29 protein-coding genes and 1 pseudogene are annotated in these 26,559 nt (G+C 64.6%); 11 read left to right on the top strand and 19 right to left on the bottom strand.

Translation table 11 applies throughout. The features are described 5' to 3' along the window. Positions 1 to 2 precede the first annotated feature (2 nt). The 7 genes from QTI33_RS15320 to paoA are packed head-to-tail and all read right to left on the bottom strand — an operon-like array spanning position 3 to position 6,398. Positions 3 to 794: a carboxymuconolactone decarboxylase family protein gene (locus tag QTI33_RS15320; protein ID WP_286506925.1), complete on the bottom strand. Its 792-nt coding sequence runs from the start codon at positions 792 to 794 to the stop codon at positions 3 to 5. Positions 795 to 819: 25 nt separating this feature from the next. Continuing rightward, complete coding sequence (locus tag QTI33_RS15315; protein WP_286506924.1) at positions 820 to 1,866, bottom strand: alpha/beta hydrolase; 1,047 nt, start codon at positions 1,864 to 1,866, stop codon at positions 820 to 822. A 24-nt stretch (positions 1,867 to 1,890) separates the two neighbouring features. Then, on the bottom strand, positions 1,891 to 2,091 hold the full coding sequence (locus tag QTI33_RS15310) for a hypothetical protein (RefSeq protein ID WP_286506923.1): 201 nt from the start codon (positions 2,089 to 2,091) through the stop codon (positions 1,891 to 1,893). After that, on the bottom strand, positions 2,091 to 2,597 hold the full coding sequence (locus QTI33_RS15305) for a (R)-mandelonitrile lyase (RefSeq protein ID WP_286506922.1): 507 nt from the start codon (positions 2,595 to 2,597) through the stop codon (positions 2,091 to 2,093). The genes QTI33_RS15310 and QTI33_RS15305 overlap by 1 nt, the downstream gene beginning before the upstream one ends. Before the next feature lie 16 nt (positions 2,598 to 2,613). Then, positions 2,614 to 4,806, bottom strand: coding sequence for an aldehyde oxidoreductase molybdenum-binding subunit PaoC (paoC, locus tag QTI33_RS15300; protein WP_286506921.1), 2,193 nt, complete (start codon positions 4,804 to 4,806; stop codon positions 2,614 to 2,616). A gap of 3 nt (positions 4,807 to 4,809) precedes the next feature. Continuing rightward, entirely contained in the window at positions 4,810 to 5,760 is a 951-nt protein-coding gene (locus QTI33_RS15295; RefSeq protein ID WP_286506920.1) for an FAD binding domain-containing protein, read from the bottom strand. Beyond that, positions 5,757 to 6,398: an aldehyde dehydrogenase iron-sulfur subunit PaoA gene (gene paoA / locus QTI33_RS15290; RefSeq protein ID WP_286506919.1), complete on the bottom strand. Its 642-nt coding sequence runs from the start codon at positions 6,396 to 6,398 to the stop codon at positions 5,757 to 5,759. Before paoA ends, QTI33_RS15295 begins: the two co-directional genes overlap by 4 nt. Positions 6,399 to 6,541: 143 nt before the next feature. Here paoA and QTI33_RS15285 point away from each other — a divergent pair, with 143 nt between their 5' ends. The 3 genes from QTI33_RS15285 (at position 6,542) to QTI33_RS15275 (ending at position 8,529) form a co-directional block, all read left to right on the top strand. Continuing rightward, positions 6,542 to 7,516 carry a LysR family transcriptional regulator gene (locus tag QTI33_RS15285; protein WP_286506918.1) on the top strand — a complete coding sequence of 325 codons (975 nt, stop codon included), beginning with the start codon at positions 6,542 to 6,544 and terminating at the stop codon, positions 7,514 to 7,516. 189 nt (positions 7,517 to 7,705) lie between these two features. Continuing rightward, a complete protein-coding gene (locus QTI33_RS15280; protein WP_286506917.1) occupies positions 7,706 to 8,101 on the top strand; it encodes a hypothetical protein in 396 nt (131 codons plus the stop codon). Then, positions 8,098 to 8,529, top strand: a complete 432-nt coding sequence (locus tag QTI33_RS15275) for a hypothetical protein (protein ID WP_286506916.1) — start codon at positions 8,098 to 8,100, stop codon at positions 8,527 to 8,529. Before QTI33_RS15280 ends, QTI33_RS15275 begins: the two co-directional genes overlap by 4 nt. On the opposite strand, the gene aroQ is transcribed toward QTI33_RS15275, so the two are convergent. The 4 genes from aroQ to QTI33_RS15255 all read right to left on the bottom strand — a co-directional run bounded on the left by aroQ (position 8,489) and on the right by QTI33_RS15255 (position 11,945). Next, entirely contained in the window at positions 8,489 to 8,932 is a 444-nt protein-coding gene (gene aroQ / locus QTI33_RS15270) for a type II 3-dehydroquinate dehydratase (protein WP_286506915.1), read from the bottom strand. The two genes, QTI33_RS15275 and aroQ, sit on opposite strands and share 41 nt — an antisense overlap. A 30-nt stretch (positions 8,933 to 8,962) precedes the next feature. Beyond that, entirely contained in the window at positions 8,963 to 10,249 is a 1,287-nt protein-coding gene (locus QTI33_RS15265) for a TRAP transporter large permease (RefSeq protein ID WP_286506914.1), read from the bottom strand. A gap of 15 nt (positions 10,250 to 10,264) precedes the next feature. Then, a complete protein-coding gene (locus tag QTI33_RS15260; protein ID WP_286506913.1) occupies positions 10,265 to 10,819 on the bottom strand; it encodes a TRAP transporter small permease in 555 nt (184 codons plus the stop codon). Positions 10,820 to 10,934: 115 nt separating this feature from the next. After that, positions 10,935 to 11,945: a TRAP transporter substrate-binding protein gene (locus QTI33_RS15255; protein WP_286506912.1), complete on the bottom strand. Its 1,011-nt coding sequence runs from the start codon at positions 11,943 to 11,945 to the stop codon at positions 10,935 to 10,937. A 182-nt stretch (positions 11,946 to 12,127) separates the two neighbouring features. On the opposite strand from QTI33_RS15255, the gene QTI33_RS15250 reads away from it, so the two are divergent. The 4 genes from QTI33_RS15250 to QTI33_RS15235 are packed head-to-tail and all read left to right on the top strand — an operon-like array spanning position 12,128 to position 14,902. Then, positions 12,128 to 12,808, top strand: a complete 681-nt coding sequence (locus QTI33_RS15250) for a GntR family transcriptional regulator (protein WP_286506911.1) — start codon at positions 12,128 to 12,130, stop codon at positions 12,806 to 12,808. Positions 12,809 to 12,830: 22 nt separating this feature from the next. Then, positions 12,831 to 13,865 (top strand): Gfo/Idh/MocA family protein, encoded by a 1,035-nt coding sequence (locus QTI33_RS15245; RefSeq protein WP_286506910.1) that lies wholly within the window; start codon positions 12,831 to 12,833, stop codon positions 13,863 to 13,865. Between the two features lie 2 nt (positions 13,866 to 13,867). Beyond that, positions 13,868 to 14,563 carry a hypothetical protein gene (locus QTI33_RS15240; protein ID WP_286506909.1) on the top strand — a complete coding sequence of 232 codons (696 nt, stop codon included), beginning with the start codon at positions 13,868 to 13,870 and terminating at the stop codon, positions 14,561 to 14,563. Further along, complete coding sequence (locus QTI33_RS15235; RefSeq protein WP_286506908.1) at positions 14,564 to 14,902, top strand: hypothetical protein; 339 nt, start codon at positions 14,564 to 14,566, stop codon at positions 14,900 to 14,902. A 216-nt stretch (positions 14,903 to 15,118) separates the two neighbouring features. Here QTI33_RS15235 and QTI33_RS15230 read toward each other — a convergent pair whose 3' ends face one another. Further along, positions 15,119 to 16,003 carry an alpha/beta fold hydrolase gene (locus tag QTI33_RS15230; RefSeq protein ID WP_286506907.1) on the bottom strand — a complete coding sequence of 295 codons (885 nt, stop codon included), beginning with the start codon at positions 16,001 to 16,003 and terminating at the stop codon, positions 15,119 to 15,121. Between the two features lie 282 nt (positions 16,004 to 16,285). Between QTI33_RS15230 and QTI33_RS15225 the strand changes: the two genes are divergently transcribed. From QTI33_RS15225 to QTI33_RS15215, 3 genes are all read left to right on the top strand, one after another. Beyond that, positions 16,286 to 18,166, top strand: coding sequence for a CocE/NonD family hydrolase (locus tag QTI33_RS15225; protein WP_286506906.1), 1,881 nt, complete (start codon positions 16,286 to 16,288; stop codon positions 18,164 to 18,166). 16 nt (positions 18,167 to 18,182) lie between these two features. Continuing rightward, positions 18,183 to 19,178, top strand: coding sequence for an acyltransferase family protein (locus QTI33_RS15220; protein WP_286506905.1), 996 nt, complete (start codon positions 18,183 to 18,185; stop codon positions 19,176 to 19,178). A gap of 179 nt (positions 19,179 to 19,357) precedes the next feature. Further along, the gene (locus tag QTI33_RS15215; protein ID WP_286506904.1) at positions 19,358 to 19,759 is read left to right on the top strand and encodes a hypothetical protein; all 402 of its coding nucleotides are present in this window, start codon (positions 19,358 to 19,360) and stop codon (positions 19,757 to 19,759) included. 34 nt (positions 19,760 to 19,793) lie between these two features. Here the strand turns inward: QTI33_RS15215 and QTI33_RS15210 are convergent, their stop codons facing one another. Continuing rightward, positions 19,794 to 20,543, bottom strand: coding sequence for an SDR family NAD(P)-dependent oxidoreductase (locus QTI33_RS15210; RefSeq protein ID WP_286506903.1), 750 nt, complete (start codon positions 20,541 to 20,543; stop codon positions 19,794 to 19,796). A gap of 103 nt (positions 20,544 to 20,646) precedes the next feature. On the opposite strand from QTI33_RS15210, the gene QTI33_RS15205 reads away from it, so the two are divergent. Further along, positions 20,647 to 21,534 carry a LysR family transcriptional regulator gene (locus tag QTI33_RS15205; protein ID WP_286506902.1) on the top strand — a complete coding sequence of 296 codons (888 nt, stop codon included), beginning with the start codon at positions 20,647 to 20,649 and terminating at the stop codon, positions 21,532 to 21,534. Between the two features lie 21 nt (positions 21,535 to 21,555). Here the strand turns inward: QTI33_RS15205 and QTI33_RS15200 are convergent. From QTI33_RS15200 to QTI33_RS15175, 6 genes and pseudogenes are all read right to left on the bottom strand, one after another. After that, positions 21,556 to 22,839, bottom strand: a pseudogene (locus tag QTI33_RS15200) (catalase); the annotation flags it as partial. A gap of 60 nt (positions 22,840 to 22,899) precedes the next feature. Further along, entirely contained in the window at positions 22,900 to 23,445 is a 546-nt protein-coding gene (locus QTI33_RS15195; RefSeq protein ID WP_286506901.1) for an Ohr family peroxiredoxin, read from the bottom strand. A 38-nt stretch (positions 23,446 to 23,483) separates the two neighbouring features. Then, on the bottom strand, positions 23,484 to 24,065 hold the full coding sequence (locus QTI33_RS15190) for a YceI family protein (RefSeq protein WP_286506900.1): 582 nt from the start codon (positions 24,063 to 24,065) through the stop codon (positions 23,484 to 23,486). An 80-nt stretch (positions 24,066 to 24,145) separates the two neighbouring features. Continuing rightward, positions 24,146 to 24,901 carry an SDR family oxidoreductase gene (locus QTI33_RS15185; protein WP_286506899.1) on the bottom strand — a complete coding sequence of 252 codons (756 nt, stop codon included), beginning with the start codon at positions 24,899 to 24,901 and terminating at the stop codon, positions 24,146 to 24,148. Between the two features lie 66 nt (positions 24,902 to 24,967). Then, entirely contained in the window at positions 24,968 to 25,447 is a 480-nt protein-coding gene (locus QTI33_RS15180; protein ID WP_286506898.1) for a carboxymuconolactone decarboxylase family protein, read from the bottom strand. A gap of 436 nt (positions 25,448 to 25,883) precedes the next feature. Continuing rightward, complete coding sequence (locus tag QTI33_RS15175) at positions 25,884 to 26,519, bottom strand: peroxiredoxin-like family protein (RefSeq protein WP_286506897.1); 636 nt, start codon at positions 26,517 to 26,519, stop codon at positions 25,884 to 25,886. Positions 26,520 to 26,559: the final 40 nt, after the last annotated feature.

Genomic DNA, 26,559 nt, shown 5'->3' with positions numbered 1-26,559 from the left:
GGTCACTTTCGACTGGACGCTGTCGCGAGAGCCTGATCAAGTGCCTCATCGGCGCGTCGGCCGGCCTCGGCATCCCCACGTGCCTTCAGCACGTGGACCGTTTGACGCAGTTGTGCCGCTGAAAGACCGACCCGCATGCTGGCGGCCATGTGCGAGCGCAGCTGCGCTTCCACGCCTGGCGTGGCCGCAAGCGCGCCTACCGTGGCCAGCTCGCGGCTTTGCCAATCCAGGTTGTCCCGCTCGAAGATGTCGCCGAACAGGTGGGCCTGCAGGTATTGATTGATGACAGGCGCAAAATCGAATACCGGCCCCTTCACCGGCCCGCCCGCGATTCGAGTCTGATTGGCGGTGCCTGCCGCGCGGAGCGCGTCACCTTCCGGAATCGCCCGACTGGGCGCGCGACCCGGCGCATCCTGAACGCCACGTTCCTTCCGGGCCTGCACCACGTTCATGAGTTCGGCCAGTGCGTTGAGGCTGCGCGGAAAGCCAACGTAGGCATACAACTGCACCAGCACCTCCTTGCTCTCGCTGATTGTCAACCCCGCGTCCAGCCCTTGGTTCAACGCGTCGCGAAGCCGGGGCATGTCGCTGGTTGCCATGGCGGCAGCGATCAGTGGAATGGCTTGCTGCTTGGCGGAGAGGCTGTCGGAGGCGGGAGTTGCGATGGGCGCCTCTTGCCGCTTCGACGGCTCTGCGGCCGCGGAGCCACTCGCCGCACTCAGGCCCGTACCAAGCAACGCGAAGAGGGTGGCAAGCGCGGTGCCGCACCTCGCTGCTGTCGATGTCTTGGTCATGCGTGTGGGTGCTTTCGCAAAAGGATCAATCGGATTTCAGCTTGGCAAGAAAGCCGGCCATGTGCTCGGCGATCTCGACATTGTTGGTATCGGAGAACGGGAAATGCGTGTTGCCGCGAATGCCGATCTCTGGCAGGTGGACCAGCACTGCGTCGCCTCCGTGGCGGTTGATCGCCGCTGTCCACAGTCGCGCCATCGCCAGCCGCACCCGCCAGTTGTCCGCACCGAGATTGGTCGACGGGGTATCGGGGATGTTGTCGCCGTAGTAGACGACGATCGGTATGCGCGTCAGCTTCAGAAAGTCTGCCAGGGGCACCGCGACGCCCTCGAGCACGCCCGTGGCGCTCGGCATGGCCGGCGGCACCTCGCCGGCCGGAAAGACGAATCCACTCCCTGGCTCGTAGGCCACCACGGCTCGGATGTTGGAAGACTTCATCGCCGCGAGCCAGCCGGGGCCGCCACCCTGCGAATGCGTGACCAGCACGCCGGGCCCGATCTTGCGAAAGAGCGCCGCCGCTGCGTCCGACGTCACCTCCATGTCGAACGGCCCTGTATTGGGTGTCATCTGGCGAAAGTACTGGTCCAGCGCGGCGGGGTCGCGAGAGAACTGCACGCCCGCATGGAAGTCGGGCCAGTTGCCCAGGCGAAAGATGTTGAAAAGCAGTTGCTCGTCGCGCGCGGGCGTCAGCGCGGCCGCCTCGGCGCTGCGCCCGGCCCGCCCCCGTCGAGGCTGGTCCATGAGATAGACGCCGTGACCGCGGCGCAGGAAGAGATTCTGAAAGCCCTCACGGCCGTCGGGCGTTGTCTCCCAGGTCTTGGACGACTGCCCGGCACCATGCCAAAACACCAGCGGCAGTTTGCGGACCCCGGCCGGTATCTGGTAGGACACATATGCATGGTCGCCGTGAAAGGTCTTACCGTCAGGATCGGTGAGCGTCTTCCCGCCGACGGCGAAGCTGCCTTGGTCCTGGATGACGAGCGGCGCGTGCGCCGCGTCCAGTCCGCCTGTGGCACATGCGGCGCAGAAGAGCACAGTCGCAACCAAGAGCGAATGCTTGAGAATCGTGAACATACGATGGCTTGAAACGGTGTCCGATCAAACGTCGAGCCGGCGCTCGCTCATCCATCTCACGATGGCCGGATCTCGTGCGAGAAAAAGCTGCTGGTGGCGGTGTCGAGCTTTGCGATACGTGCAGGCGACCAGGATCCTCGATGACGGGACCCCTGTGGTCTGGTCCGCGTTGCGCTCGGCCGCATTCACAGCATCCCCCAGCGACAGGGCAGCGATCGATGCCATCACCGTGCGCCGTGTGGGTTGACCGTCCCTCCGGGTTGGCTGGCGTAGTGGCTGTCGCTGACCTTCTCAAGCCAGTCGACCGCCTTGCCGTCCGCCAGCTCCGTGATGGCGATGTGCGTCATGGCCGTGCTTGGCCCCGCGCCGTGCCAGTGCTTCTGGCCCGGCGGAATCCAGACCACGTCGCCCGCCCGGATTTCCTGCACTGCATCGCCCCAACGCTGGACACGACCCACGCCCGCGGTCACGACCAGCGTCTGGCCGACCGGATGCGTGTGCCAGGCGGTGCGCGCGCCGGGCTCGAAGGTCACGTAGGAGCCGGTCGCACGCGTGGGGCCGTTGGGCTTGGGAAACAGAGGGTCGACGCGGACGGCGCCCGAGAAGGAGTCGGCCGGGCCCTTGTACGAGGCCTGCGAGCCCGCACGGGCGATCTGCAGGCTGGTTTCCGACTGCGCGAAGGCCGAGGCGGCCATCGAGACCGACAGCGCGGTCATGGCGAAAGATTTCATGGATGTGTTTGCTTGCTCAGCCGTTGATCGAAGGCATCTGCCCCAGCAGCTTGTCCAGCGTGAGCGGGTAGTCGCGCAGCCGCACGCCCGTGGCGTTGTAGACCGCATTCGCGATCGCCGCCCCGACGCCGCAGAGGCCGAGCTCGCCGACCCCCTTCGCCTTCATCGGCGAGGACATGGCGTCCGTTTCGTCCAGGAAGATCACGTCCTGATGGGGAATATCGGCATGGACCGGCACTTCGTAGCCTGCCAGGTCGTGGTTGACGAAGAATCCCAGTCGCTTGTCGACCGCAAGCTCCTCCATGAGCGCACCGCCCACGCCCATGGTCATGGCGCCGATGACCTGGCTGCGCGCCGATTTCGGGTTGAGGATGCGGCCGGATGCGCAGACGGCCAGCATGCGCCGCACGCGCACCTCGGCGGTGTAAGCATCGACGGCCACCTCGACGAAATGGGCGCCGAAGGTCGATTGCTGGTAGCGCTTGTTCAGCTCGCCGAACTCGATCGTGTCCTCGACCACGATTCCGTCGTCGCCAGCGATCTCCGAGAGCAAGACGCTGCGGTCGCCACCGCGAACCCTGCCGTCCTCGAAGCTGGCGTCGGCCTTGAGTCCCGCCCGCTTCGCCACTTCCTCGCGCAACTTCACGCAGGCCGCGTACACCCCGGCGGTCGAGCAGTTGGCACCCCACTGGCCACCGGACCCAGCGGACACCGGGAAGCTGGAATCACCGAGCCGCACCACCACGCGGTCGAGCGGCACCCCCATCATCTCGGCAGCGGTCTGCGCGAGGATGGTGTAGCTGCCGGTGCCGATGTCGGTCATGTCGGTTTCAACCGTGACCACACCGCGCTTGTCCAGCCGCACGCGCGCTCCGGATTTGGTGAGCAGGTTGTTGCGAAAGCCCACGGCGGTGCCGATGCCGATCCAGTGCCGGCCCTCGCGCCGCATCGCGGGTCGGGCATCGCGTTGCGACCATCCAAAGGCTTTTGCGCCGGTGCGCATGCATTCGATGAGTCGGCGTTCGGAGAAGCGGCGCGACGGGTTGGCGGGATCGACCTGGGTGTCGTTCAGCACCCGGAACTCGATCGGATCGATGCCGAGCCGTTCGGCCATTTCGTCCATGGCGATTTCAAGGGCCATCAAGCCGGGCGCTTCACCGGGCGCGCGCATGGCATTGCCTTCGGGCAGGTCCAGTACCGTGAGGCGCGTGCCGGTGAGTCGATGCGCGGCCGCGTAGAGGAGCTGCGTTTGCTGCACCGCGTTCTCGGGCTTGCCGTCGACCAGGTTCCCCGACCAGCTCTCGTGGCCGATGGCCGTCAGCCTGCCATCCCGGCTCGCGCCGAGGCGGATGCGCTGGATGGTCGCCGGCCGGTGCACGGTGTTGTTGGCGATGATCGGGCGTTGCAGGGCGACCTTCACGGGTCGACCCGCCATGCGGGCGCCGAGCGCGGCGAGGACGGTGTCGGCCCGCAGGAACAGCTTGGCGCCGAACCCGCCGCCCACATAGGGCGACATGAGTCGGATTTTGTCCTTCGCGATCCCGAGCGTCGCCGCCAGATCGGTCACCGTCCAGTCGATCATCTGGTTCGAAGTCCAGATCGTGAGCTGGTCGCCGCGCCAGGCCGCCGTGGTCGCGTGCGGCTCCATCATCGCGTGTGATTGGTCCGGCGTGGAGTACGTCTGATCGAGGCGCACCTCGGCGTTCGCAAAGGCGCTTGCGAAATCGCCGACCTTGTTGTCGCGGTCGATGGTTTTCTTGTCCGACGCCTTCTCTGCAGCCAGGTCGAAGGCACCGGCTGCGCGGTCGTAGCTCACCTTCAGCAGCTGCGCAGCAGCCCGGGCCTGCTCGAAGGTCTCCGCCACCACCAGCGCGATCGCCTGGTGATAGTGCTCCACGGACGGACCGCCGAGCAGCCTCGCGGTGTTGAAGCTCCCCTGGCCGAGCCGGCCCGCGTTCTCGAAGGTCACGATGGCGATCACACCAGGGGCGGCCCGGGCCCGTGTCTGGTCGATGCCGGTGATGCGCCCCTTGGCGATGGCGGCGCCCAGCACGTAGCCGAAGGCGGCACCCGGCGCGACGTCATGACGCTCGTAGGCGTAGGGCGCAGTGCCCGTGGTCTTCATCCGGCCGTCGATGCGGTCGACCGGCTGGCCGATCACCTTGAGCTGGTCGATGGGATTGATGGTGGCGGGTGTGTCGAATCGCATCGCTCAGCTCCTCGCCTCGGTCAGTACGGCGTCGAGCGTCCGCTCCACCAGTGTGAGCTTGAAGGCATTGTCTTCGGTTGGCTTCGCTCCCGCGAGCAGCATCTCCGTCGTGGCCTTGGCGCCGCGCCGCAGCGCGGCGTCTGCCGCCTCGACCCGCCATGGCTTGGCAGCGACGCCGCCCAGCGCCACGCGGCCCGTGCCATCCGGTTGCACGATCGCCGCCACCGAAATCAGCGCGAACGCATAGGAAGCGCGGTCGCGAACCTTGCGATAGACCTGCTTGCCCCCCATGGGCCGCGGCAGGGTCACGGCTGTGACCAGCTCTCCGGCGGTCAGGGCGGTTTCCACTTGGGGCGTGGCGCCAGGGAGGCGGTGGAAATCGGCGATCGCGATGGTGCGGCGCGATCCGTTGGGGCGCAGCGTCTCGACGCTGGCGTCCAGCGCGCGCATGGCGACGGCCATGTCACTCGGGTGCGTCGCTATGCAGGCAGTGCTGGTTCCGATCACCGCGTGCTGCCTGCTGACACCGCCGATCGCCGAGCAGCCGCTGCCCGGCCGTCGCTTGTTGCAGGCCTGGTTGGTGTCATAGAAATACGGGCAGCGGGTGCGCTGCAGCAGGTTGCCGCCGGTGGTGGCCTTGTTGCGCAGCTGGCCGGAAGCGCCCGCGAGCAATGCCCGCGACAACAGGGCGTAGTCGCGGCGTACGCGGGCATCGGCCGCGAGGTCGGTATTGCGCACCAGTGCGCCGATGCGCAGGCCGCCGTCCTGGGTAGCCTCGATGCGGTCGAATCCGAGGCCGTTGACATCGATCAGATGACCTGGCGTTTCGATCTCCAGTTTCATGAGGTCGAGCAGGTTCGTCCCGCCGGCGATGAAGCGCGCACCGGAGGTGCTTGCAGCGGCAGCGACCGCCTGTGCCGGCGACGTGACACGCTCGTAGCTGAAAGCTTTCATGCCCTGGCTCCTGCCACTTCGGTGATGGCTTCGACGATGTTGCTATAGGCTCCGCAACGACAGATGTTCCCGCTCATGCGCTCGCGCAGTTCGTCCGCCGAAAGCAATGGCTTGGCCGTGAGGTCGGCGCTCACGTGGCTCGGGATGCCCTGGTCTATTTCCTTCAGCACGGCGACCGCCGAGCAGATCTGACCAGGCGTGCAATAGCCGCACTGGAAGCCGTCATGCTTGACGAAGGCGGCCTGCATCGGATGCAGGTGACCGATCTGACCAAGCCCTTCGATGGTCGTGACCTGGGCGCCGTCGTGCATCACGGCCAGCGTCAGGCACGAATTGATGCGGCGACCATCGACGATGACCGTGCATGCGCCGCACTGACCGTGGTCACACCCTTTCTTGGTGCCGGTCAGCTGCAGGTGTTCCCGCAAGGCGTCGAGCAGCGTGGTGCGGGTGTCGAGCACCAGGCGCTCGGACCGCCCGTTGATGCGCAGGCTCACGGGCAGGGAGGTGCCCGCGCCGGATCCCGCAGCGGGCGCCGCGGCCTCCGCCCGGACGGCCAACACCGGAACCGAGGCTGTGGCCGCCCCTGCCTTCAGCAGGCCGCGGCGGGAAAAGGTCAACTCATCGGAACTCTTCATCGGGTTTCCTTGCTTGTGTCGTGGCGCTCCATCGCGGTTCGCCGGGTCTGCATCGACTTTAGAAGGGGGCGGGTTCCTGCACTAGACCATTCGCCCTTGAAGGACTCGCAAGCTGCTGTTGTCAATTCAGGGACACTGCAGCCATGCCGATCAATGAACTGCGCTCCATCGCCACCTTCGTGAAAACCGCTGAACTGGGCAGCTTGCGACAGGCCGCCACGGCCCAGGGGATGACGCCCCAGGCCGCCAGCCAGGCCCTGGCGCAGCTCGAGCGGCATCTGGGGGTGCGGCTGTTCCACCGCACGACACGCAGCATGTCGCTGACCGATGCCGGACGGCAGTTCCTGGAAGCCGCGCAGCCGGCGCTGATCGGCATGCAGCGCGCGTTGAGCATCGCGCGGCGATCCCAGGAAGAGATTGCCGGGCCGCTGCGCATCGTGGGCCCGCACTCCGTGTTCGGGGCGGTCATCTGGCCGCTGCTCGACGCCTTCTGTCGGCGCTATCCCGAGGTGCAGCCCGACGTCCACCTCGACGACCGCATCGGGAACTGGGTCGAAGACCGGGTTGATGTCGGATTTCGGATCGGGCCCTCGGCGGCCGAGGGGGTCATCGCGCGCAAGCTGTTTTCGTTGCAACTCATCATTTGCGCGGCACCGTCTTACCTCAGCCAGCACGGTGCTCCAGGGACCTTGAGTGCCTTGGCGGAACATCGGTGCAGCATTTTCCGCAGTTCCGGCTCGGGGCAGGTGCTGCCGTGGTTCGTCAGGGTAGGGGGCGACCTGACCGAGCTTCACGTCACCCCCACCCTCACGGTCAACGACGAGGCGCTCGAGACGGAGGCGGTGCTCGCCGGGCATGTCATCGGTCTTCTGACCGGCGTTGCCGCGGCCCCACACATTCGTTCGGGTCGGCTGGTGCCATTGATGGTGGAGCACATGGCCGACAAATCGGGCGTCTTCGTCTACTACGGAAGCCGCGCCGCGCAGCCGGCGCGCGTCCGTGCCTTCATCGACGTGGCGATCGAACTGTTGGCCGACAACCCGGCCTACGTGTTGACGACCGAAGAACTCGAAGGGGCCGAGCTCCGCGGCCGCGAGGCGGCGCGTCGGATCGGCTGAGCGATCGCCGAGCGCCGAGCTTCGAAATCTCGTCGGCAATCGGTTGACCGAGGTCCCATTGATACCTCCGCCATGTGAAGGCGACAAACGCGATGTTCTTTCCCATCTCGGACTACGCAAGTGTCTTGTTGAAGAAGAGGGGCACGCTGGAGGACCGCATCACGCGCCCAAGCCCACCGGCATCAAGGATTGAGACAAGCTCACGCCCGACGAGCGCCGGCTGTTCGCGCGGCAGATGGGCGGACAACGCAATACTTCGAGATCCTCGGCAACCGCGGTATCTACCACGACGGCTGGCTGGCACGCACCGTTCACAGGGCGCCGTGGGAACCCAATCCGCGCGCGGCGCTCGACAAGGATTCATGGGAGCTTTTCGATGCGCGCAATGACTACAGCCTCGCCACCGATGTTGCCGCGAAGCAGCCGGCGAAGCTGAAAGAGATGCAGGCCGTCTTCATGAAAGAGGCGGCGAGGTACAACGTGCTTCCGATCGATGACCGCAGCGTCGAGCGTTTCAATGCGGCGATCGCCGGGCGGCCCGACCTGATGGGACCGCGTACGTCGATCACGCTCTACCCGGCATGACCGGCATGACCGGCATGATGGAGAACACGTTCATCAACGTGAAGAACCACTCCAGCACGATCACCGCCGAGATCGACGTTCCACAGGGCGGCGCGGAGGGCGTCGTCTTCGCACAAGGCGGGCGCTTCGCGGCGTCGTACCTGAAGGACGGCAAGCCGACGTACAGCTACAACTGGGACGGCCTCGAACGTTGCACGGTGGCCTCTCCCCAGGCGCTTGCGCCCGGCAAGGCAAGCATCAAGCTGGAGCTCCATCGGAAAGCCGTTTTCTGCGGGGGCGAGAACGCGGGCGTCGACGACTTTGTTGAAGAAGGCCGTATTGGCTGTGTGAGCGCATTTGCTGATGGCGGGGATAGCCAAGTCGAACGCCCGCTCAGATACCTGCGGATCAGGGCGTCTTTTCTTGGAGCATCTGCAGTATGGCCTTGATGGCCGCCCGGTACCCGCCAGGTCCGAGACCGGCGATCACCGCGGTGGCCACCGCGGACATGTAAGAGTGGTGGTACATCTCCTCGCGGCGATAGATGTTGGAGATGTGGACCTCGATGATCGGACCTGGAAACATCTTGAGCGCATCCATGATGGCCATGGACGTGAACGAATAGGCCGCCGGGTTGATGATGATCCCGCTGCCCGTGTCGATGGCCTCGTGGATCCAGTCGATCAACTGGGTCTCGCTGTTGGACTGGTGGAATTCCAACGCGATGGCCCCGGCTTCGTCGCGGCACATTGCCTCGATCTCGGCGAGCGTGGTCTTGCCGTAGATCGCAGGCTCGCGCTTGCCGAGACGGTTGAGATTCGGGCCATTCAGGATGAAAAGCGGCTTGGTCATAGGTGAGTACGCTTGCAACGCAAAGGAATTTCAGGGGCCGCCGTGGAACAGCTTCGCGGGGCCAGTGACGAGCCAGGGAAAGAAGACCATCAGGAACATGATCAGGAACTGGGCGATCATGAACGGCATCACGCCCTTGGTCACCGTATCCATCGACATTCGACCCACCCCGGCCACCACGTTGAGCACCACGCCCACCGGGGGCGTGACCAGGCCGATGGCGTTGTTCATGATGAACATGACCCCAAAATAGACGGGGTCGATCTTGGCCGCGATGACCACGGGCATCAGCACAGGCGTGAGGATCAGGATGGTCGGCGTCATGTCCATCGCCGTGCCGACGATCATGACCAGCACCATGATCGCCACCATCAGCAGGATGGGGCTGTCGAGGAAGGGTTGGAGCATGCCCACCACCTTGCCGGGCAGGTCCGCCACCGTGATGAGCCAGGCCGAAACCATGGCCGCGGCCACCAGGAACATCACCACCGCGGTGGTCTTGGCCGCCGCCTTGAAGATGCCGAACAACTGCGAGAGCTTCAGGCCACGATAGATGACCGTCGCGACGAAAAGGGCATACACCGCAGCCACCACGCCTGCTTCCGTCGGCGTGAACACGCCCATGCGCAGACCGACCAGAATGATCACTGGCAGCATCAGCGCCCAGCCACAGCGGCGCATCGTGGTCAGCAGTTCCTTCAATGGCTTGCGCGGCGGAGGCACCACCCCTTCGTTGCGGGCGACCCAGGCCCAGGTCACCCACAGCGCCAGCCCCATCAGCAGGCCGGGCGTGATACCGGCCATGAACAGCTTGGAAATGGAAACGTTGGCCGTGACGCCGAAAATGACCAGTCCGATCGACGGCGGCAACACCGGCGCAATCACGCCGGACGCTGCGATCAGGCCGGCAGCGCGATGCGGTGCGTGGCCGGCGGCCACCATCATCGGCAGCAGCATGGTCGTCAGGGCGGCGGCATCGGCCACCGCGCTGCCCGACAGCGCCGAAAGCATGATCGACGCGACGATGGTCACGTAGCCCAGGCCGCCACGGATGTGACCGACCAGCGCCATCGCGAACTCGACGATGCGCTTCGACAGCCCGCCTTCGTTCATGATCTCGCCAGCCAGCAGGAAGAAGGGCACTGCCAGCAGGGGGTAGTTGTCCGCGCCGCCCAGCAGGTTCTGCGCGAGGATCTGGGCCTCGAACATGTCCATGTGCCACATCAGCGCCACGCCGCTGACCAGCAGCGCAAACGAGATCGGGATGCCGATGGCCATCGCCAGCAGCAGGGACCCGAGGAAGATGGTGAGTGTCATGGTCGCTCGCTCGGTTCAGTGTTGTTTGGTGAGGTCGTCGCCATGCGGGCGGTTCAGAGCAGCCAGATCTTCGGATTCCTGGACCATCACCAGGTCGTCATCTTTCATGTGGCCGGTGAAAAGCAGCCACAGGTCCAGCAGCAGCACGATGCATGCGCAGGCCGAGAAGGCCACGCCAGCCGCATGCAGCACGGACATCGGCAGCTGGGTGGAAGGTGCCAGGGAGTCCATGTTGATCTTGGTCTGTTCCAGCGCGCCCCTGAAAACCAGGTAGCAGACGTACAACATGGTCAGATGGCCGAGTACAAGGCAGATCTTCTTGCCGACCGGTGGCAGGCGCGACACCAAGGCGTCGGTGCCGAGGTGCGCGTGCTCGCGCAGGGCGACCACGCAACCCATGAAGGTGATCCACACGAACAGCCAGCGCGAAATTTCCTCGGACTGCGTGATCGACGAATTGAAAACGTAGCGCAGAACAACGTTGCTGAAGACCAGCGCCACCATGATCATGAGCGCCACGGCCATCACGTTGGTGACCCCGCGGCAGAAAGAATCGATCAGCTTTACCATGCCTGCTCCTCTATAAGACGCGTTGGCGCGCCACGCCCCAAGCGGCACCGCGGGGCCTGCAAAACGACCGCCGGCTCCAAGTCACAGGGATTGGAGCCGGCTTGAACTTCCAGGATCAGAACTTGGAGACGCGTTCCAGTTCGGTCTTGAACAGCGTCATCACGGCCGGATCGTACGAAGCGGAGAACTTGTCGTAGATCGGCTTGACGTCGGCGCGCATGCGGGCCGTCTCGGCGGGTGCGACGGCGTTGTAGACCATGCCCTTGGCCTGCAGTTCGGTCAGTGCCTTGCCGGCGGCTTCGCGGCTCGCCGCGCGCTGGTAGGTCTGGGCTTCGATGGCGGCGTCCTGCAGGATCTTGTGCTCCGCTGGCGACAGTTTGTCCCAGAAGCGCTTGCTGATCTGGACCGGGTTGGTCGCGTACACGTGGTTGGTGCCACTGACGTACTTCTGCACTTCATAGAACTTGCTCGACAGGATCACCGAATACGGGTTCTCCTGGCCATCCACGGCCTTGCTCTCGAGGGCGTTGTACAGCTCGGCAAAGGGCATCGGCAGCGGGTTGGCCTTGAAAGTCTTGAAGGTGTCCAGGAACACCGGATTCGGGATGACGCGCAGCTTCAGTCCATCCAGATCTTCGCCCTTCGTGATGGGGCGCTTGCTGTTGGTGACGTTGCGGAAACCCAGGTCGAAGAATCCCAGGATGACGATGCCCTTGTCAGCCAGCTTGGCGCTGACCATCTTGCCCAGCGGTCCGTCCACCATCGCATCTGCCTGCTGGCCATTGGTGAACAGAAATGGGAAGTCGAACAGCCCGAATTCCTTGACGACGCCGGTCAGCGAGGTGGTGGAAGCCACGAGCATCTCCTGCACGCCGCCCTGCAACGCGGATTGCTGCTGCAGTTCGTTGCCGAGCTGGCTGCTGGCGAATTCCTTGACCGTGATCTTGCCGCCGCTCTTGGCTGCCACGAGCTCGGCGAACTTCTTGACCCCCCAACTGGTCGGGTGGTCGGTGTTGTTCAGGTGACCGAATCGAATGGTCCGTTCCTGAATGTCCTGCGCCTGAGCGAGCGTGGCGGCGACGAGCAGCGCGAGACTGCCGGCGAGTTTGAAGAGTTTCGATGCCATCAAGGTCTCCTTTTGTGATGGGAATGGCCGGTTCCTGGGCCATGCAGCGGTGCGGCACCGAATAATATTGGATCATCGGAGCATACGCAAAGTATATGATGATCAGGGTATTCTCTGATTGGCAGAACGTCGCCTGAAGCCGAAACTGTTTTGAGCCTTGATCCGTCCTGGAGCGCCACTTGTTGACCGACAACTCCCTTGAATCCGCAGACAGCGCCACAGTTGGCGAGGTCACGTATCGCCGCATCCGCTCCGACATCGTGCTGGGCCGGCTGACGCCGGGGCGGCGTTTACCGCTGGAACGCATGAAAGAGGCCTACGGCACCAGCGTCAGCACGCTGCGCGAGCTCTTCAGCCGACTGGCCACTGAAGGTTTGCTCGTCGCGGAAGGGGCGCGCGGGTTCCAGGTCACCGCGGTCTCCTCGGCCAACCTTCGGGAAGTGGCATCGATGCGGCTTCTTCTGGAGGGCCACGGACTCAAGGAGTCTTTTCAGCGTGGCGACCTCGAGTGGGAAGGCCGTGTGGTCGCCGCTTATCACAAGCTCGCCACGATGGAAAAGCGGATGGCGGCTGACGACCATGCGCCCGCGGAAATCTGGCGCCAGTACGACTGGGCCTTTCACGTCGCACTGATCTCCGCTTGCGGGTCCGACCTGCTGCTGCAGACCTATGCATCGATCTGCGACAAGTACCTGCGCTACCAGATGATCGCCGCCATCTTCCGTGGCAAAGAGGCAGCAGACGAGCACCACGTTCTCCTCGAATGCGCGCTCGCCAAGGACTGGCAGCGCGCGCAACAGACCCTGGTCACCCATGTCGAGGATTGCGTCACGCAGATGACATCGGTGCTGGACGCCGCCTGAACCGGATTTTTGTGAGCAACTTATGACATCGTCTTCCAGTGGCCCGCTGCGCATCGGCATTCTCGGCGCCGCGCGGATCGCCCGTTCGTTCGTCGAAGCCGTGCGACCGTCGGCCAAAGTCATCGTCACCGCCGTGGCGAGCCGCGATGGCGAGCGCGCTGCAGCCTTCGCGCGTGAGCTCGGCATCGGCCGCGTCCATGCCGGCTACGACGCGCTCTTTGCCGACCCAGACATCGACGCGGTGTACGTGCCGCTCCCCAACAACCTGCACGCGGAGTGGTCGATCCGGGCCGCCGATGCCGGCAAGCACGTCCTCTGCGAGAAGCCGCTCGCCGCCAGTGCAGCGCAGGCACGGGCCATGTTCGCGGCCGCCGAGAAGAATGGCGTGTATCTCGTGGAGGCCTATCCCTATCGGGCTCAGCCACAAACGCTCAAGGTTCGCGAACTCGTCTCGGCCGGCGCCATCGGCCGCATCCAGCTCATCCAGGCATCCTTCGGCTTTCCTTTGGCCGACGCCGCCAACATCCGGATGGACCCGGGCCTCGCGGGCGGCGCGCTGATGGACGCGGGGTCGTACCCGGTGAGCTTCGTGCGCACCGTGACAGGCGCCGCGCCGTCGCGCGTGTCTGCCTTGTCGCGATGGGGCGCGACGGGCGTCGATCTGACCACGATGGCGACGCTCGAGTACCCGGACGGCGTTCTTGCGCAGATCTCGTGCAGTTTTTCCACCGCGCGTCACCGACACGCCTTCATTGCTGGCGACGCGGGTTCCATCAATACCACCTACTTCAACGATACCGGCGCCGACTTTCCGCCATTCGTGGACGTGCGCCGAGGCACCGGATGGGATGCGGCACGCGAAGTGATCGAAACCGAAGCGCGCGCAGGATTTCTGGCCGAAGCAGAGTCGTTTCACGACCTCGTGCGATTCGGTTGGGGCGCATGGACGGGCGCCACTCCTGCCGAATCGATCGATATTGCGAGGACGCTCGATGCGATTGCGGCCAGCAGTCGCCATGGCGCTCCGGTTGACGTGGCCGATATGCGGGGGAATTGAGAATGTTGCTTCCAGGCAGTGCGGCGCTGGCGATGTGGTGGGACATGGCGCCCGAGATGAAGTCCGAGTTCGAACATTGGCATTCCCACGAACATTTTCCGGAGCGGCTCGGCGTGCCTGGATTCCGGCGGGCGTCCCGCTGGACGAGTGTTCCCGAGGGCGAAGGCATCTTTGTCATGTACGAGCTCACTTCGTATGCGATCCTTTCATCGGATGCCTATGTCAGTCATCTGAACACGCCGTCGCCATGGTCCGTACGCATGATGCCGCACCATCGGAACATGGTGCGCAGCCAGTGCCACGTGCTGGAGTCGGCGGGCGGCAGCGCTGCAAGGTACGCGCTGACACTGCGTGTCTCGCCGCTGCAAGACCGCGCCGATGACCTGCGTGCATTCTTTCAGGCGCTTTGCACCGCTCTGGCCCAGCGGCCGGGCATCGTGGGTGCGCACCTGTTGCGGCATCAGACACCCCGCGTCGCCGAAACCACCGAGCAGCGCATTCGCAACTCAGCCGACCGCGTGGCCGATTGGGTGTTCGTTGTCCTTGGCTACGAGGCACATGTCGTGCAATCGCTTGTCGATGCCGATCTTTCGCCTGCGGCGTTGCGGGCGTCAGGCGCAGCCGAGGGTGTGATCAGCGGTCTCTACACGCTCTCGCATTCGGCGACTCCCGACGATGTTGCCGCGAACACACTTTGATTGAACACCGTTCACAACACCAGGTTCGAAAGCGCGAAGTACCCAGATCTGCTCGGGTCGGTCGCATATGACTGCTTCGGCGACCTCAACCGGGCCAGCTACTTCGCGGTGATCCGCAACGGACGGCCGCAGATCGCTGCGACGATCCGCTCGGCTGAAGGTGGCATGGTCGGGGCCGATTGCTTCGCATTGAGCAGAACCCAGCGTTTGGCGGTCGGCAACTTCAGCCGCAAGCGATCCGTCGTCATTCGACGATCTCCTGTTCGGATCGGGTTCAGCAGCGTCGGCTTGACGTTCACAGCGCTCGCGGCGCCAGGCGACCCTCGGGCGCGTCGATGACCGCAACTGTTCAAAACCGTGAGTACCCGTTCAGGGCATGACTGGCAGCAACCGCTGCAGAGCGGTCTTCGGCTACCTGGGCAAGCTCGGATTCGCTGAGGGCCTGGCGGAGGTGCCAGTTGCGAGGCTTCTCGAGCGGGCGATAACGCGCTGCTTATCGGCCGGTGATGTCAGACGTTGCTAAGGCATCGGTCGCCCCGTGCCTTGTCGTGGCATTCAGCGCCCCGCCAGGCGCTGCTGCGCAGTCTCGGCCCAGAATGCCGACAGAAGGCGGACCAGTTCATCGGGCTGTTCCTCGGGGATAAAGTGCCCACAGTTCCGAACCACGCCGCCCCGGACCTTCTCGACAACAGTCGTGAGCAATTCGCGGGTCTTGTCGCCGAAGCTCGCGTCGCCTCCCAGGGCGAGCACCGGGACACGAACCTTGTCGCGCACAAAGGGCTCCGTCTGCGCCTGTGTGTCGAAAATCGCACGGTAGACGCCAAGTACGCCGCTGACGCCGCCCGGCGCGGCGAATGTGCGCATTGTTTCGTCGAACGCCTCCTGCCCGATCGCGCCGGGATTGGCGCAGAAGTTTTCATAGAACCAGGCAAGCACCTCTCGTTCGTGACCGGAGAACAGCATCTCCGCCAGCCCAGGCGCCAATGCGAGTGGCCACCACCACAAGCCGCCTCTGACCGTGCCTTGGGGTGTGAACTGCATCAGTCGCCCGAGGCACTCTCCGGTGATGATGGGCTCGTCCAGGTAGGCCAGCGTGCGCACCTCCTCGGGATGTTCGCCGGCCCAAACCAGCGCCGCCGGTGCGCCCATGTCATGAGCCACGATGTGGAGTGGTCCGACGCCGAGATGCCGCAAAAGGGCGCGGAAGTCCGCGACCAGCGTACGTGCGTCATAGCCTTGCGCCGGCTTGTCCGAATCACCGAACCCGCGCATGTCGGGCACGATCACCGTGTGGGTTTGCGCGAGCAAGGGCAAGACCTTGTGCCAGGACTGCGAGGTGCCCGGAAAGCCATGCCAGAGCAGAACGGGGTCCCCTTGGCCGGCGACCGTGTAGTGCAATCGCACCCCATTGACGCTTGTCGTTTCTTGCGTGGAGATCATGGCTTTCCTTGTTGCTGAGGCGCGATTCGCCGCGTCGAGATGGCGCTTGCGGATCGCTGATTCCGATTCGTCGATGCTAGTGACGCGACCTGCCAGCCGGTAGATGGCCAGGGTGCATCACCCTGTTGCCTCGAAGACACCAAAGTTGCCATCAGGGAGAGGGGAGAACCTCTACGGCCTTGATTCGCGACGTCCGTGCTCTTTTCGGAATCGCGAAAGCCGCATCGATGTCTTAACATCGCCTCCCGATGGCGGCCCAGCCAGAACCTGAGGACAGGATTCATGAACAAAAACATCGCAGCCGCTCTCGCATTTGCCACGGCATTCACCACGTCGCTGGCCGCACACGGGCAGGATGCCAAGCTGGATCCCGACACGGGCCTGCCGGCGTCGCAGCCTTTCGATTTCCCCGAGCAGGGAGAGATTGCGCCGTTCTGGGCAAAGCGCCTCACCGGCTACTTCACGACCTCCGACGGGATCAGGCTGCGCTATAGCGTGCTCCTGCCGAAGACATCGGGCAGGTTCCCCGTGATCTTGAGCATCAACGGATACGACGCCGGCGCAATCGGGGGAGCGCCCTATCTGAAGTACAAGACATCGATGTCGGTCGAACTCGACAAGCGGCTCGTCGAGGCCGGCTACGCGGTGATGGGCGTCAACGCCGCAGGCTCCGGATGTTCCGCAGGCCCGCTCGAGTACACGCGGCCGCAGCTCGGCAGGCATGGCGCCGAAGCCGTCGAGTTCGCGGCGTCGCAGACCTGGTCCGATGCCAAGGTCGGCATGGTCAATTGGTCGTACGGCGGATCTGCCCAATTGGCGACGGCGCAGAACCGGCCACCGCATCTTCGGGCCATCGTGCCCGGGATGGTGCTGACGGACTTCCGCGACGCCCTGATGCCCGGTGGCGTTCCGGCGCCCGGCTTCGTCACACCCCTGCGGGTCTCCATGCGCGCCTATTGGGAGAAGGTGGTCGCGCAGACCGCGAAGGAAGAGGGCGACGTGCATTGCCTGGCGCAGATCCCGAAGAACCTTGCAGCCGAAGACACGAACTCCGTGATGCATCTGTTGCTGTCGCATCCGCTGCGAGACGACCACATGAAGAGCTTCGACCTGGCGCTGCATGCCGATCGCGTCCAGGTCCCTGTGCTGTCGCTCGAGGCTTTCCAGGATCAAGCGATCACGCCGCGCAGCGGCTACTACCAGTCGCGGCTCGACCCGGCCAAGCTGTGGTCGATCCAGACCAACGGCCGGCACGACATGTACCTGGCCTCGGAGTTCCAGGCGATGGCCGTGCGTTTTCTTGACCGCTTCGTCAAGGGCGTGGACAACGGCTTCGAACGCGACACGCCACGCACCACGGTGTGGATGGAAAGCTCCGAGGGGGATGGCGGCAGCGCCCTTCAGCGGCGCGTGTCTCCCAAGGCGCGCTGGGTGGTGAAAAGGGATGCGATCCGCAGCAACGACTTGGCGATCAAGGAATTCCACCTCGGTGCCGGCCAGGCGCTCACCGATGGACCCGGCTCCGGGGCGGCCGACGGATTCGACTACCCCGGCGCCGGTGTTGCCGTCAACGACATTGCAGGAAGCTCTTTCTGGGGAGCGTTGCCTGGCGACTGGAAGGCAACGGGCATCGCTTACACATCGCGGCCGCTGGGCGAAGACATGATGGTCTACGGGCCGGGCAGCGCCGATCTCTGGGTCACGGCCAACGCCGGCGACGCCGATCTGCAGGTCACCGTTACCGAGATCCGACCGGACGGACAGGAAACCTATGTCCAGCGCGGCTGGCTGCGTCTGTCGAACCGGGCCCTGGACACCGCGCGCTCGACACCTCTGCTGCCGGTGCGCCTCGAGCGGCCCGAGCGCGTCATGCCGCTGCTGCCCGGGCAGCCGGTCCTCGCGCGGGTCGAGATCAACAAGATGGGGCACTACTTCCGCAGCGGGTCCCGGCTGCGGATCTGGATCGACACGCCGGCTCAGACCGGCGGTCTGGTGTTCGACACCTTCACGCAAAAGCAGCGCCTCCATGTGCTGCACAACGCCAGATACGATTCTGTCGTGCGGCTCGGCGTATTGAAGGACGTCAAGGGGCCGGCAAGCTACCCAGTGTGTGGCGCGACGATCCTGCAGCCGTGCCGGCCGGATCCGCTGACGATCCGCTGACAGGGGACAGACACACATGCAGTACAACCCGGCGCTCGATGGTCTTCGGGCGCTGTCCATCCTCGCCGTCCTCCTGTTCCACTGCGACGTCCCCGGCGCGCGCGGCGGATTCGTCGGGCTGGACGTCTTCTTCGTCCTCTCTGGCTACCTCATCACCTCGCTGCTGTCGGCGGAGTACCGCCAGGGCGGGATCGAGGTCGGTCGCTTCTACGCCCGGCGGGCGCTGCGGCTCTATCCGACCCTGTTGCTCATGGTGGCGGTCTACCTGGGGCTGGCCCCGATGCTCTGGCCAGACGACAACCGGTGGCTGTCCGCTGTCCTCGCCGCACTCTACGTCTACGACTATGCCCTGGCTTTCTGGGAGATCGCCTACACCATAGGCCACACATGGTCGCTGGGCGTCGAGGAAAAGTTCTACCTTTTGTGGCCCCTTGCGCTGCCGCTGTTGTTGCGGACGCGGCATCCCGTCGCCTGGCTGGTGTCGTCATTCTTTGCCGTGACCGCATGGCGGTACTTCGTGGCCCTGAACTGGACCTGGTCGCAGGCGTATTTCTGCTTCGACACGCGGATGAGCGGCATCCTGCTCGGGGCCATCGCGGCGCTCACCCGGTTCAGGGTCTCGAGGCACGCACTCACGGCGGCGTGCATCGCGCTGGTGGTCCTCATGACCCTGCCTTCCCTGCCGACGAGCGACCAGATAGAGGCGGTCACGCTGCGCATCACGCTGGCGGAGCTGTCCGCCTTCGTGCTTGTCTGCCATGCGGCGGAGCACGGGAAGATGAAATTCCTCGCGTCACGGCCCGCGGCCTACGTTGGTAGGCTGTCCTATGGCATCTATCTCTGGCATTTCCCTTTAGCCCTGCTGCTGCGCAATTCACAGCCCGGGTGGGTCACGCTATGCGCGACGATCGTGTTTTCGTTCACGATGGCGGCGATCTGCCTTCATCTGGTGGACGCGCCGCTCAAGAGATGGCGCCAGAAGGCATGGCCGCGGGCCCAAACTGCCGCATGAGCCACGCGGCATTGGTGCCCAACCGGAATCAGCGCGCGTCCTTGGGCGGCACTACCGAAGCCTGGACGCCAATCCTACGATGAATGCCATCGAGCTTCCATCGCAAGCCCCTGCGTTGGCGCTCTGTCGCAGCTCAGCCCAAGGAAGCCCTCATGCCTCAGTCTCACAATCCAGAAATCATGGCCTTCATCGACGTGCTCGCCGATACCGGGAGTCACTATCGGATGGATCAAATGGAAGCGCTTTATACCGAAGACCTCGGATTCCTGGTGCTGACGCCGCAAGGAGACGTGGCCCGCTTCTCGAAGTCGGAAATGATGGCCGAATTCAGAAGCCGTCGCGACGCTGGCGAGAAGCCGCTGTCGACGGAAAAGCGCGTTCTGCATATCGAGGAGCAGGGAGATGAAGCAACCGCGATCCTCTTTCGACGCATGAGCCAGGACGCCGATCCGGCGCTCTATGAGTTGCGGCTCCGGCGGACGGACGGCGAGTGGAAGGTCGCCGGCGAAACCGTGCTCCCGTGGCCCGACCTTGCCAACGCGAAGGGATTTCTCCCTCCACGCCGGACGGCCCGGGCCTGAAGGGAAGGGCGAGGGGTCCGAGCGCGGTGTGGTCTCAGGTCAGCGCCATGCCGCCATCGACCTTGAGGTTGATGCCGGTGACGAACACGCTGTCGTCGCTTGCCAGGAAGAGCGCGGCGTGCGCCAGTTCATCCGGCTGGCCCAGCCGCCCCAACGGGATCGCCGCAGCCATGCTCTTGTCGAACTCCGGCCGTGCGGATTCCGTGATGCCCAACTTCGCGAGGATCGGCGTGTCGACCGGGCCCGGGCTCAGCACGTTGACCCGGATGCGGCGGGCCTTGAGTTCGAGCGCCCAATTGCGCGCGAAGGCCTCGATGGCGGCCTTGCTGCCTGCGTAGACCGCGTGGTTGTCCATCACCTTGCTGCCTGCGATCGAACTCGTGAGGATGACCGAGCCGCCATCGCGCATCAACGCAAGCGCCTTGGTCACGCCGAAGAACACCGCGCGCGTGTTGGTGGCGAACTGCAGATCATAGTTGTCCACGGAGACGGCGGCGGACGGCTCGAGAATGGCCGTTCCGGCATTCGCCACGTAGATGTCGATGGCGCCGAACCGCGCCTTCACTGCGGCGAGCAACCGGTCGTGCATCGCAAGATCGGCCACGTCACCGACGAAGCCCATGGCGTCCGCACCGAGGCTCGCGAGCGCGGCATCCACCGCGTCCTGGCGTCGTCCCACGATGACGACGCGAGCGCCTTCCGCCGCGAAAATCTGGGCACATGCCAGGCCGATGCCGCTGTTGCCGCCCGTGATAACGGCCACTTTGCCAGAGAGTTTCTTCATGAGGTTTTCCTTGTTTGACTGAGAGGGAAGTCTTCAATTTAGGTTCGCCAGGCTGCGTTGAGTAGTGAGATGAAACGGAATCACTTGTGCCCAGGAGTCCTCAATGAATGTCTTAGATCACGCGCCCGGGTTGGTGGCCTTCGCGAGTTCCGTCGAGGCGGGCTCGTTCAGTGCGGCCGCACGGACGTTGGGCACATCGCCTTCGGCGGTCTCCAAAGGCGTTGCGCGGCTGGAGCAACGCTTCGGTGTGCGGCTCTTCCAGCGTTCGACGCGGGCGCTGTCCCTCACGCAGGAAGGTGCCGCCTACTACGAACGCATCGCGCCGCTGTTGCGTGCGCTCGACGACGCCAGCGAGGTGATGCAAGCCGACGGCATCGCGCAGGGCGTGCTGCGCATCACGGCCCCCGGGGACCTCGGGCGCATCCTTCTGTCGCCCGTGGTGGGCATGTTCCTTCCGAGGCATCCTGGCCTGAAGCTCGAGATGAGCCTCGCCGACCGGCATGTCGACTTGATCCGCGAGGGCTACGACATCGCCATTCGGGCAGGGGAGGTCGCTGACTCCGATCTCACCGCTCGACGCCTTGCCGACCTGCCCCTCGTGTTGGTGGCGTCCCCCCAGTACCTGGCACTTCGCGGAACGCCCGGATCGATCGATGCCTTGCGTGGTCATGCGCACGTGCGCTACATGCTGGGCGGCAAGGCGTTTCCGATCCGCTTTGCGGACGGCAGCGTGCTGAATCCCGCCGGTGTGTTCGATACGGACAACAGCGTCGCGCTGCGCATCGCGGCACTGGGCGATCTTGGCGTCGTACAGATCCTGCGCCTGTTCGTGCAAGAGGACATCGACGCGGGCCGACTGGTGCCCGTCCTGCCGCTGCAGCGGCTGCCGCTCGTGACAATCTCGGCCTTGCATGCCTTCGGGCGGCAGACGCCGGCGCGTGCGAGGCTCTTCATCGAGTTCCTGGCCACGGAACTCGAAAGGCTGTCCTGACGCGGCGGGCAGAGAGGGCCCTCACAGACCCAGCGCCTTGGCGATCCCCGCGCCGTAGGCCGGATCGGCCTTCGTGCAGTTGTCGATGTGGCGGCGCTTGATGAACGCCGGCGCATCGCCCATGGCGCGTGCCGTGTTGTCGAACAGCGCTTGTTGCTGTTCGGGCGCCATCAGGCGGAACAGGTCACCTGGTTGCTCGTAGTAGTCCGAATCGTCCTCTCGGAAGTTCCAGAAGTCCGCATCGCCGCGCAGCGCGAACGGCGGCTCGCGATGCTCGGGCTGCTCCTGCCACCGGCCGAAGCTGTTGGGTTCGTAGTGCGGCGTGCCGCCGTAGTTGCCGTCCACGCGCATGGCGCCGTCGCGGTGGTTGCTGTGCACCGGGCAGCGCGCGGCGTTCACCGGAATCTGGTGATGGTTCACGCCCAGGCGGTAGCGCTGCGCGTCCGAATACGCGAACAGGCGCGCCTGCAGCACCTTGTCGGGTGACACGCCAATGCCGGGCACCAGGTTGTTTGGCGCGAACGCGCTCTGCTCGACGTCGGCAAAGAAGTTCCCGGGGTTGCGGTCGAGTTCCATCACGCCCACCTCGATCAGCGGGTAGTCCTTCTTGGGCCAGATCTTGGTCAGGTCGAAGGGGTGGTACGGCACTTTCTGCGCCTCGGCTTCGGGCATCACCTGCACGTACAGCGTCCATCTGGGGAAGTCGCCGCCCTCGATGGCGTCGTACAGGTCGCGCTGATGGCTCTCGCGGTCCGCGCCCACAGTGGTGGCGGCCTGCGCATCCGTGAGATTCTTGATGCCCTGCTGCGTCCTGAAGTGGAACTTGACCCAGAAGCGTTCGTTGCCAGCGTTGACGAAGCTGTAGGTGTGCGAGCCGAAGCCGTGCATGTGGCGGTAGCTCGCCGGGATGCCGCGGTCACTCATCACGATGGTGACCTGGTGCAGCGCTTCGGGCAGCAGCGTCCAGAAGTCCCAGTTGTTGGTGGCACTGCGCATGTGGGTCCTGGGGTCGCGCTTCACGGCCTTGTTGAGGTCCGGAAACTTGCGTGGATCGCGCAGGAAGAAGACGGGCGTGTTGTTGCCCACCAGGTCCCAGTTGCCTTCCTCCGTGTAGAACTTGAGCGCAAAGCCGCGGATGTCGCGCTCGGCATCCGCGGCGCCGCGCTCGCCGGCCACGGTGGTGAAGCGGGCGAACATCTCGGTCTTCTTTCCCACGGCGCTGAAGAGCTTGGCGCGGGTGAACCTGGTGATGTCGTGCGTGACGGTGAAGGTGCCGAACGCCCCGGAGCCCTTGGCGTGCATGCGTGGACTTTCTCAACGCAGGGAAGGGAGCGCCAACGAAACGTGGCGCCGGCATGTGTATTCCTAAGTCGCCAGCGCTACGATGCCGGTGATGCCGTTTCGGGCCATCTTCGCGTACGGACAGAATCTCTCCGTACTGCGCACCAACTCCTCGGCCACACTTCTTTCGACGTCAGGCAAGTGGATACGAACATCGGCGGTGAGCATGAAAAGCCCGTCGACAGGATCGCGGCCAAAGGCGACGGACACCTGCACGGTGGCTGCGAGAACGGGAATCCTCTTCTTCGCCGCCAACAGGTTCAATGCCCCGTGGAAGCACGCGGCGTAGGCCGCTGCGAACAGCTGTTCCGGATTGGTTCCACCACCGCCACCGCCGAGCGCGGTCGGGAGCCTCAGATTCACGTCCAGGTTGCCGTCGTCGGATCGGGCCACGCCCGAAGCACGTCCGTGTTCCGCCTCGCCACCACTCACCGTCACGACCGTCGAATAGATCGGCTCGAAATCCTGCCCCTTGTACTTGTCGAGCAGCGCGACGGGGGGCGGCTGCAGCGGGCTGGATGGCGCTGCAGTTGCTGCGCAGACGCTGGCCGCATCGATCTGAGTGGGCATTCCAGGCTTCTGTTCAGTGGTTTTTGGGAAAGGTGCGCTCAGGCGGCAGCGACTTCGAGTTCGAAAGCCGTGCTGATGACGAGACGGAGCTCGTCGCCGATCATCGGCAGCGAAGCAGTCACGCCGTAGTCGCTGCGGCGGATGCGGCCCTGGATGTCGAAGCCGATCGTGTAGACCTGCTTCGCCGGGTTCATGCCGGCCCCGACGAAGCTCACGTCGAACGTGACGTCGCGCGTCACGCCGTGCAGGGCGAGCGCGCCGACCACCTGGAACGAATTGGCGGCGAGAGAGAGAGGCGCCGCGAAGTCGAACGCAATCAATGGAAACTGCTCGCCATCCAGCCAGTCGCGGCTCCTGAGTTCGTCGTCCAGGATACGGCTGGTCGTTTTCACGTTGGCTACCGGTACGGACACCGCGAGCCGGGTGGTGCCGTCGTGTTCAGAGAGTGGAATGTCGAGCGTGCCGCACGGCCCGGAGAATTCTCCGAAATAGGTCGAGATGCCGAAGTGCGACACGCTGAACAGCACCTGCGAGTGCACGGGATCAACGACGTAGCGCCCGCGGCAGACGTCGGCCAGGTTTGTTGAGGCGAGTGTGGAAAGCACGGGGTTGTCGGGCATGTGTTGCCGAGATATGACGAGGAAGGCCTGGGGCCAAGAACCCACAGCCGCATCCTGATGCGGCCGTGGGGGGTTGCGGATCAGTGTGCCGGCTTGGGCAACGCGAACCACGCGTCGAAACCGAGCGCGCCGATGCGCGGATTGGGGCCGGGCACCAGCGTTTCGTCCTTCAGTTCCGCACCGAAGTAGCGCGCGTGCACGTCCTGGACGACCTTGCGCGGATCATTGGTCTTGCCAAGGAATCGCTGGACAAGATCGGACAGGCGCACGCGCTCGGGGCCGGCGATCTCGACCACCCCATTCACCGGATTGCCCAGGGTGTAGTCCGCCACGGCGGCCGCGACGTCGTCCGATGCGATCGGCTGCACGAAGGCCGGTGAGAGACGCACGGTGTCGCCGTCGGTGCCCGATTGCGCAATGCCGCCGAGAAACTCGAAGAACTGGGTCGAATGGACGATGGTGTAGGGAATCTTCGATTCACGGATCAGCTTTTCTTGCGCGATCTTGCCGCGGAAGTAGCCACTTTCCGAGAGGCGATCCGTTCCGACGACCGACAGCGCGACGTGGTGCCTCACACCGGCCACGGCCTCGGCGGCAAGAAGGTTGCGCCCCGAGGTTTCGAAGAATTCGAGCACCGCCTTGTCCTCGAACGAAGGTGAGTTCGCCACGTCCAGCACCACCTGCGTGCCCTGGAGGGCCTCGGCCAGGCCTTCGCCGGTGATGGTGTTGACGCCCGACGCGGGCGATGCGGCCACGACCTCATGGCCGGCTTCGCGGAGCTTGATGACGACCTTCGAGCCGATGAGGCCCGAGCCGCCGATGACAACGATCTTCATGGTGATTTTCCTGTTGGCCCCGCAAAGGGCCGGATGGGTGACGAGGGTGAGTCCTGGCGACGCGGATCAGGCGAGCTTCGCCTTGTCCAGGCCGAAGACCTTGTCCGAGGAGCCGGGCACGCTCTTGAAGCCGATGTTCAGGCGGCTCCATGCATTGGTCGACATGATGAGAAAGGTGAGGTCGGAGATCTCTTTCTCCGACAACTGCGTGCGGACGCGCTCGTAGATGTCGTCGGGCACACCTTGCTCCGGGAGCTTGGTCAGCACTTCGGTCCAGGCCAGCGCCGCACGCTCGCGCGGAATGAACAGTGTCGATTCGCGCCATGCGGCCAGGTGATACAGGCGCAGTTCGCGCTCGCCCTGGATCTTGGCCTGCTTGACGTGCATGTCGAGGCAGAACGTGCAGCCGTTGAGCTGGGAAGTGCGGATCGCAACGAGATTGCGGATCGGCTCTTCGATCGCGCCTTCCTTGATGGCATTGAGGAACTCGACGAACTTCTTGAAGAGCTCGGGCGATTGTTCGACATAGTTGATGCGTTGGGTCATGACTAACTCCTGGAATGGGTGGCGGGATGCCTGGACTCAGAGCCCGTTTGCGAAGATCGCGCGGACAGGACATAGCGTAGGTTTTGGCGGTCGCCGCCGGTAGCCATGCATGGGACCCCACGGTGTTGCCCATCGCGCAACAATCCGCTCGGGGACTCGGCATGCTTGCGAACTGGCACCCGTCGAAAGTGAAGGCCAGCGCGTCAGCGCCCTGGAATCTTCTGGCCGCTTCATCGACAGGCGACACGATCGGAACCGATGCGGCCGCCGTTGCCGGCTGAAAAGCGCCATCAGACGCGCGACGCACGCAAGCCCAAAAATCGCCGCAAGCCAGTTCCCGAGGGAACGCCCGACTAAAACCCCAAGTCTCTCGGAATTGATCGCGAGTCGCCCGTCATGGCATGGCGGGCGACTCGCACGCCGCCATCGGCAGGCGCTAGCTGCCGCATTCCCCCGCAAGACGGCGGGTACGGACCAGGTCTTCGATGACGCGCAGCACGTCGCCCGGCTCGGCGCGCTTCCGAATATCCTCCTCGATGTGGGCGAACCGTATGAGGCCGTCTTCATCGATCACGTACGTCGCAGGAACCGGCAGCACCCACAGGCCGTTGCCATTCAGGACGGGAATGTCGGTTCCCACCGAACCGTAGAAACTCACGAGTTCGGGCGGAAGCGTAAAAGCCAGTTCGAAGCCATTGGCGGCTTCGAGGTTGGAATCGCTGAGCACGGTGAAGGTGAAATGGTTGTCCTCGGCCGTCCGCTTCGAATGGTCGGGCGTTTGCGGGGAGATCGCCAGAAGAGTCGCACCGAGTCGTGCCAGGTCGTCTGCTTGCTGGTGCCAAGACCTCAACTGGAGGCTGCAGTAGCTGCACCATCCGCCGCGGTAGAAGACCAGTACGAGCGGTCCCTTGCGCCACTCGTCCGACAGGCGAACAGGTCGGCCCGATGCATCCGGCAATATGGCGTCGGGCGCAAGGTCGCCTGCGCGCTTGGCGCGTGCGCCGATGCCCGTGGCGTCGAACACCGCATCGGCAGCGTCGTTATGGTCGAAGGCTGAAAGTGGCGAGCACATGGAAGGGCTCCGAACGGCGGGAGGTTGACTTTGCGGGGGC

The sequence above is a fragment of the Variovorax davisae genome (genome assembly GCF_030316845.1).
Lineage (GTDB): Bacteria > Pseudomonadota > Gammaproteobacteria > Burkholderiales > Burkholderiaceae_C > Variovorax > Variovorax davisae.
This window is presented reverse-complemented; position numbering and strand designations above follow the sequence as displayed.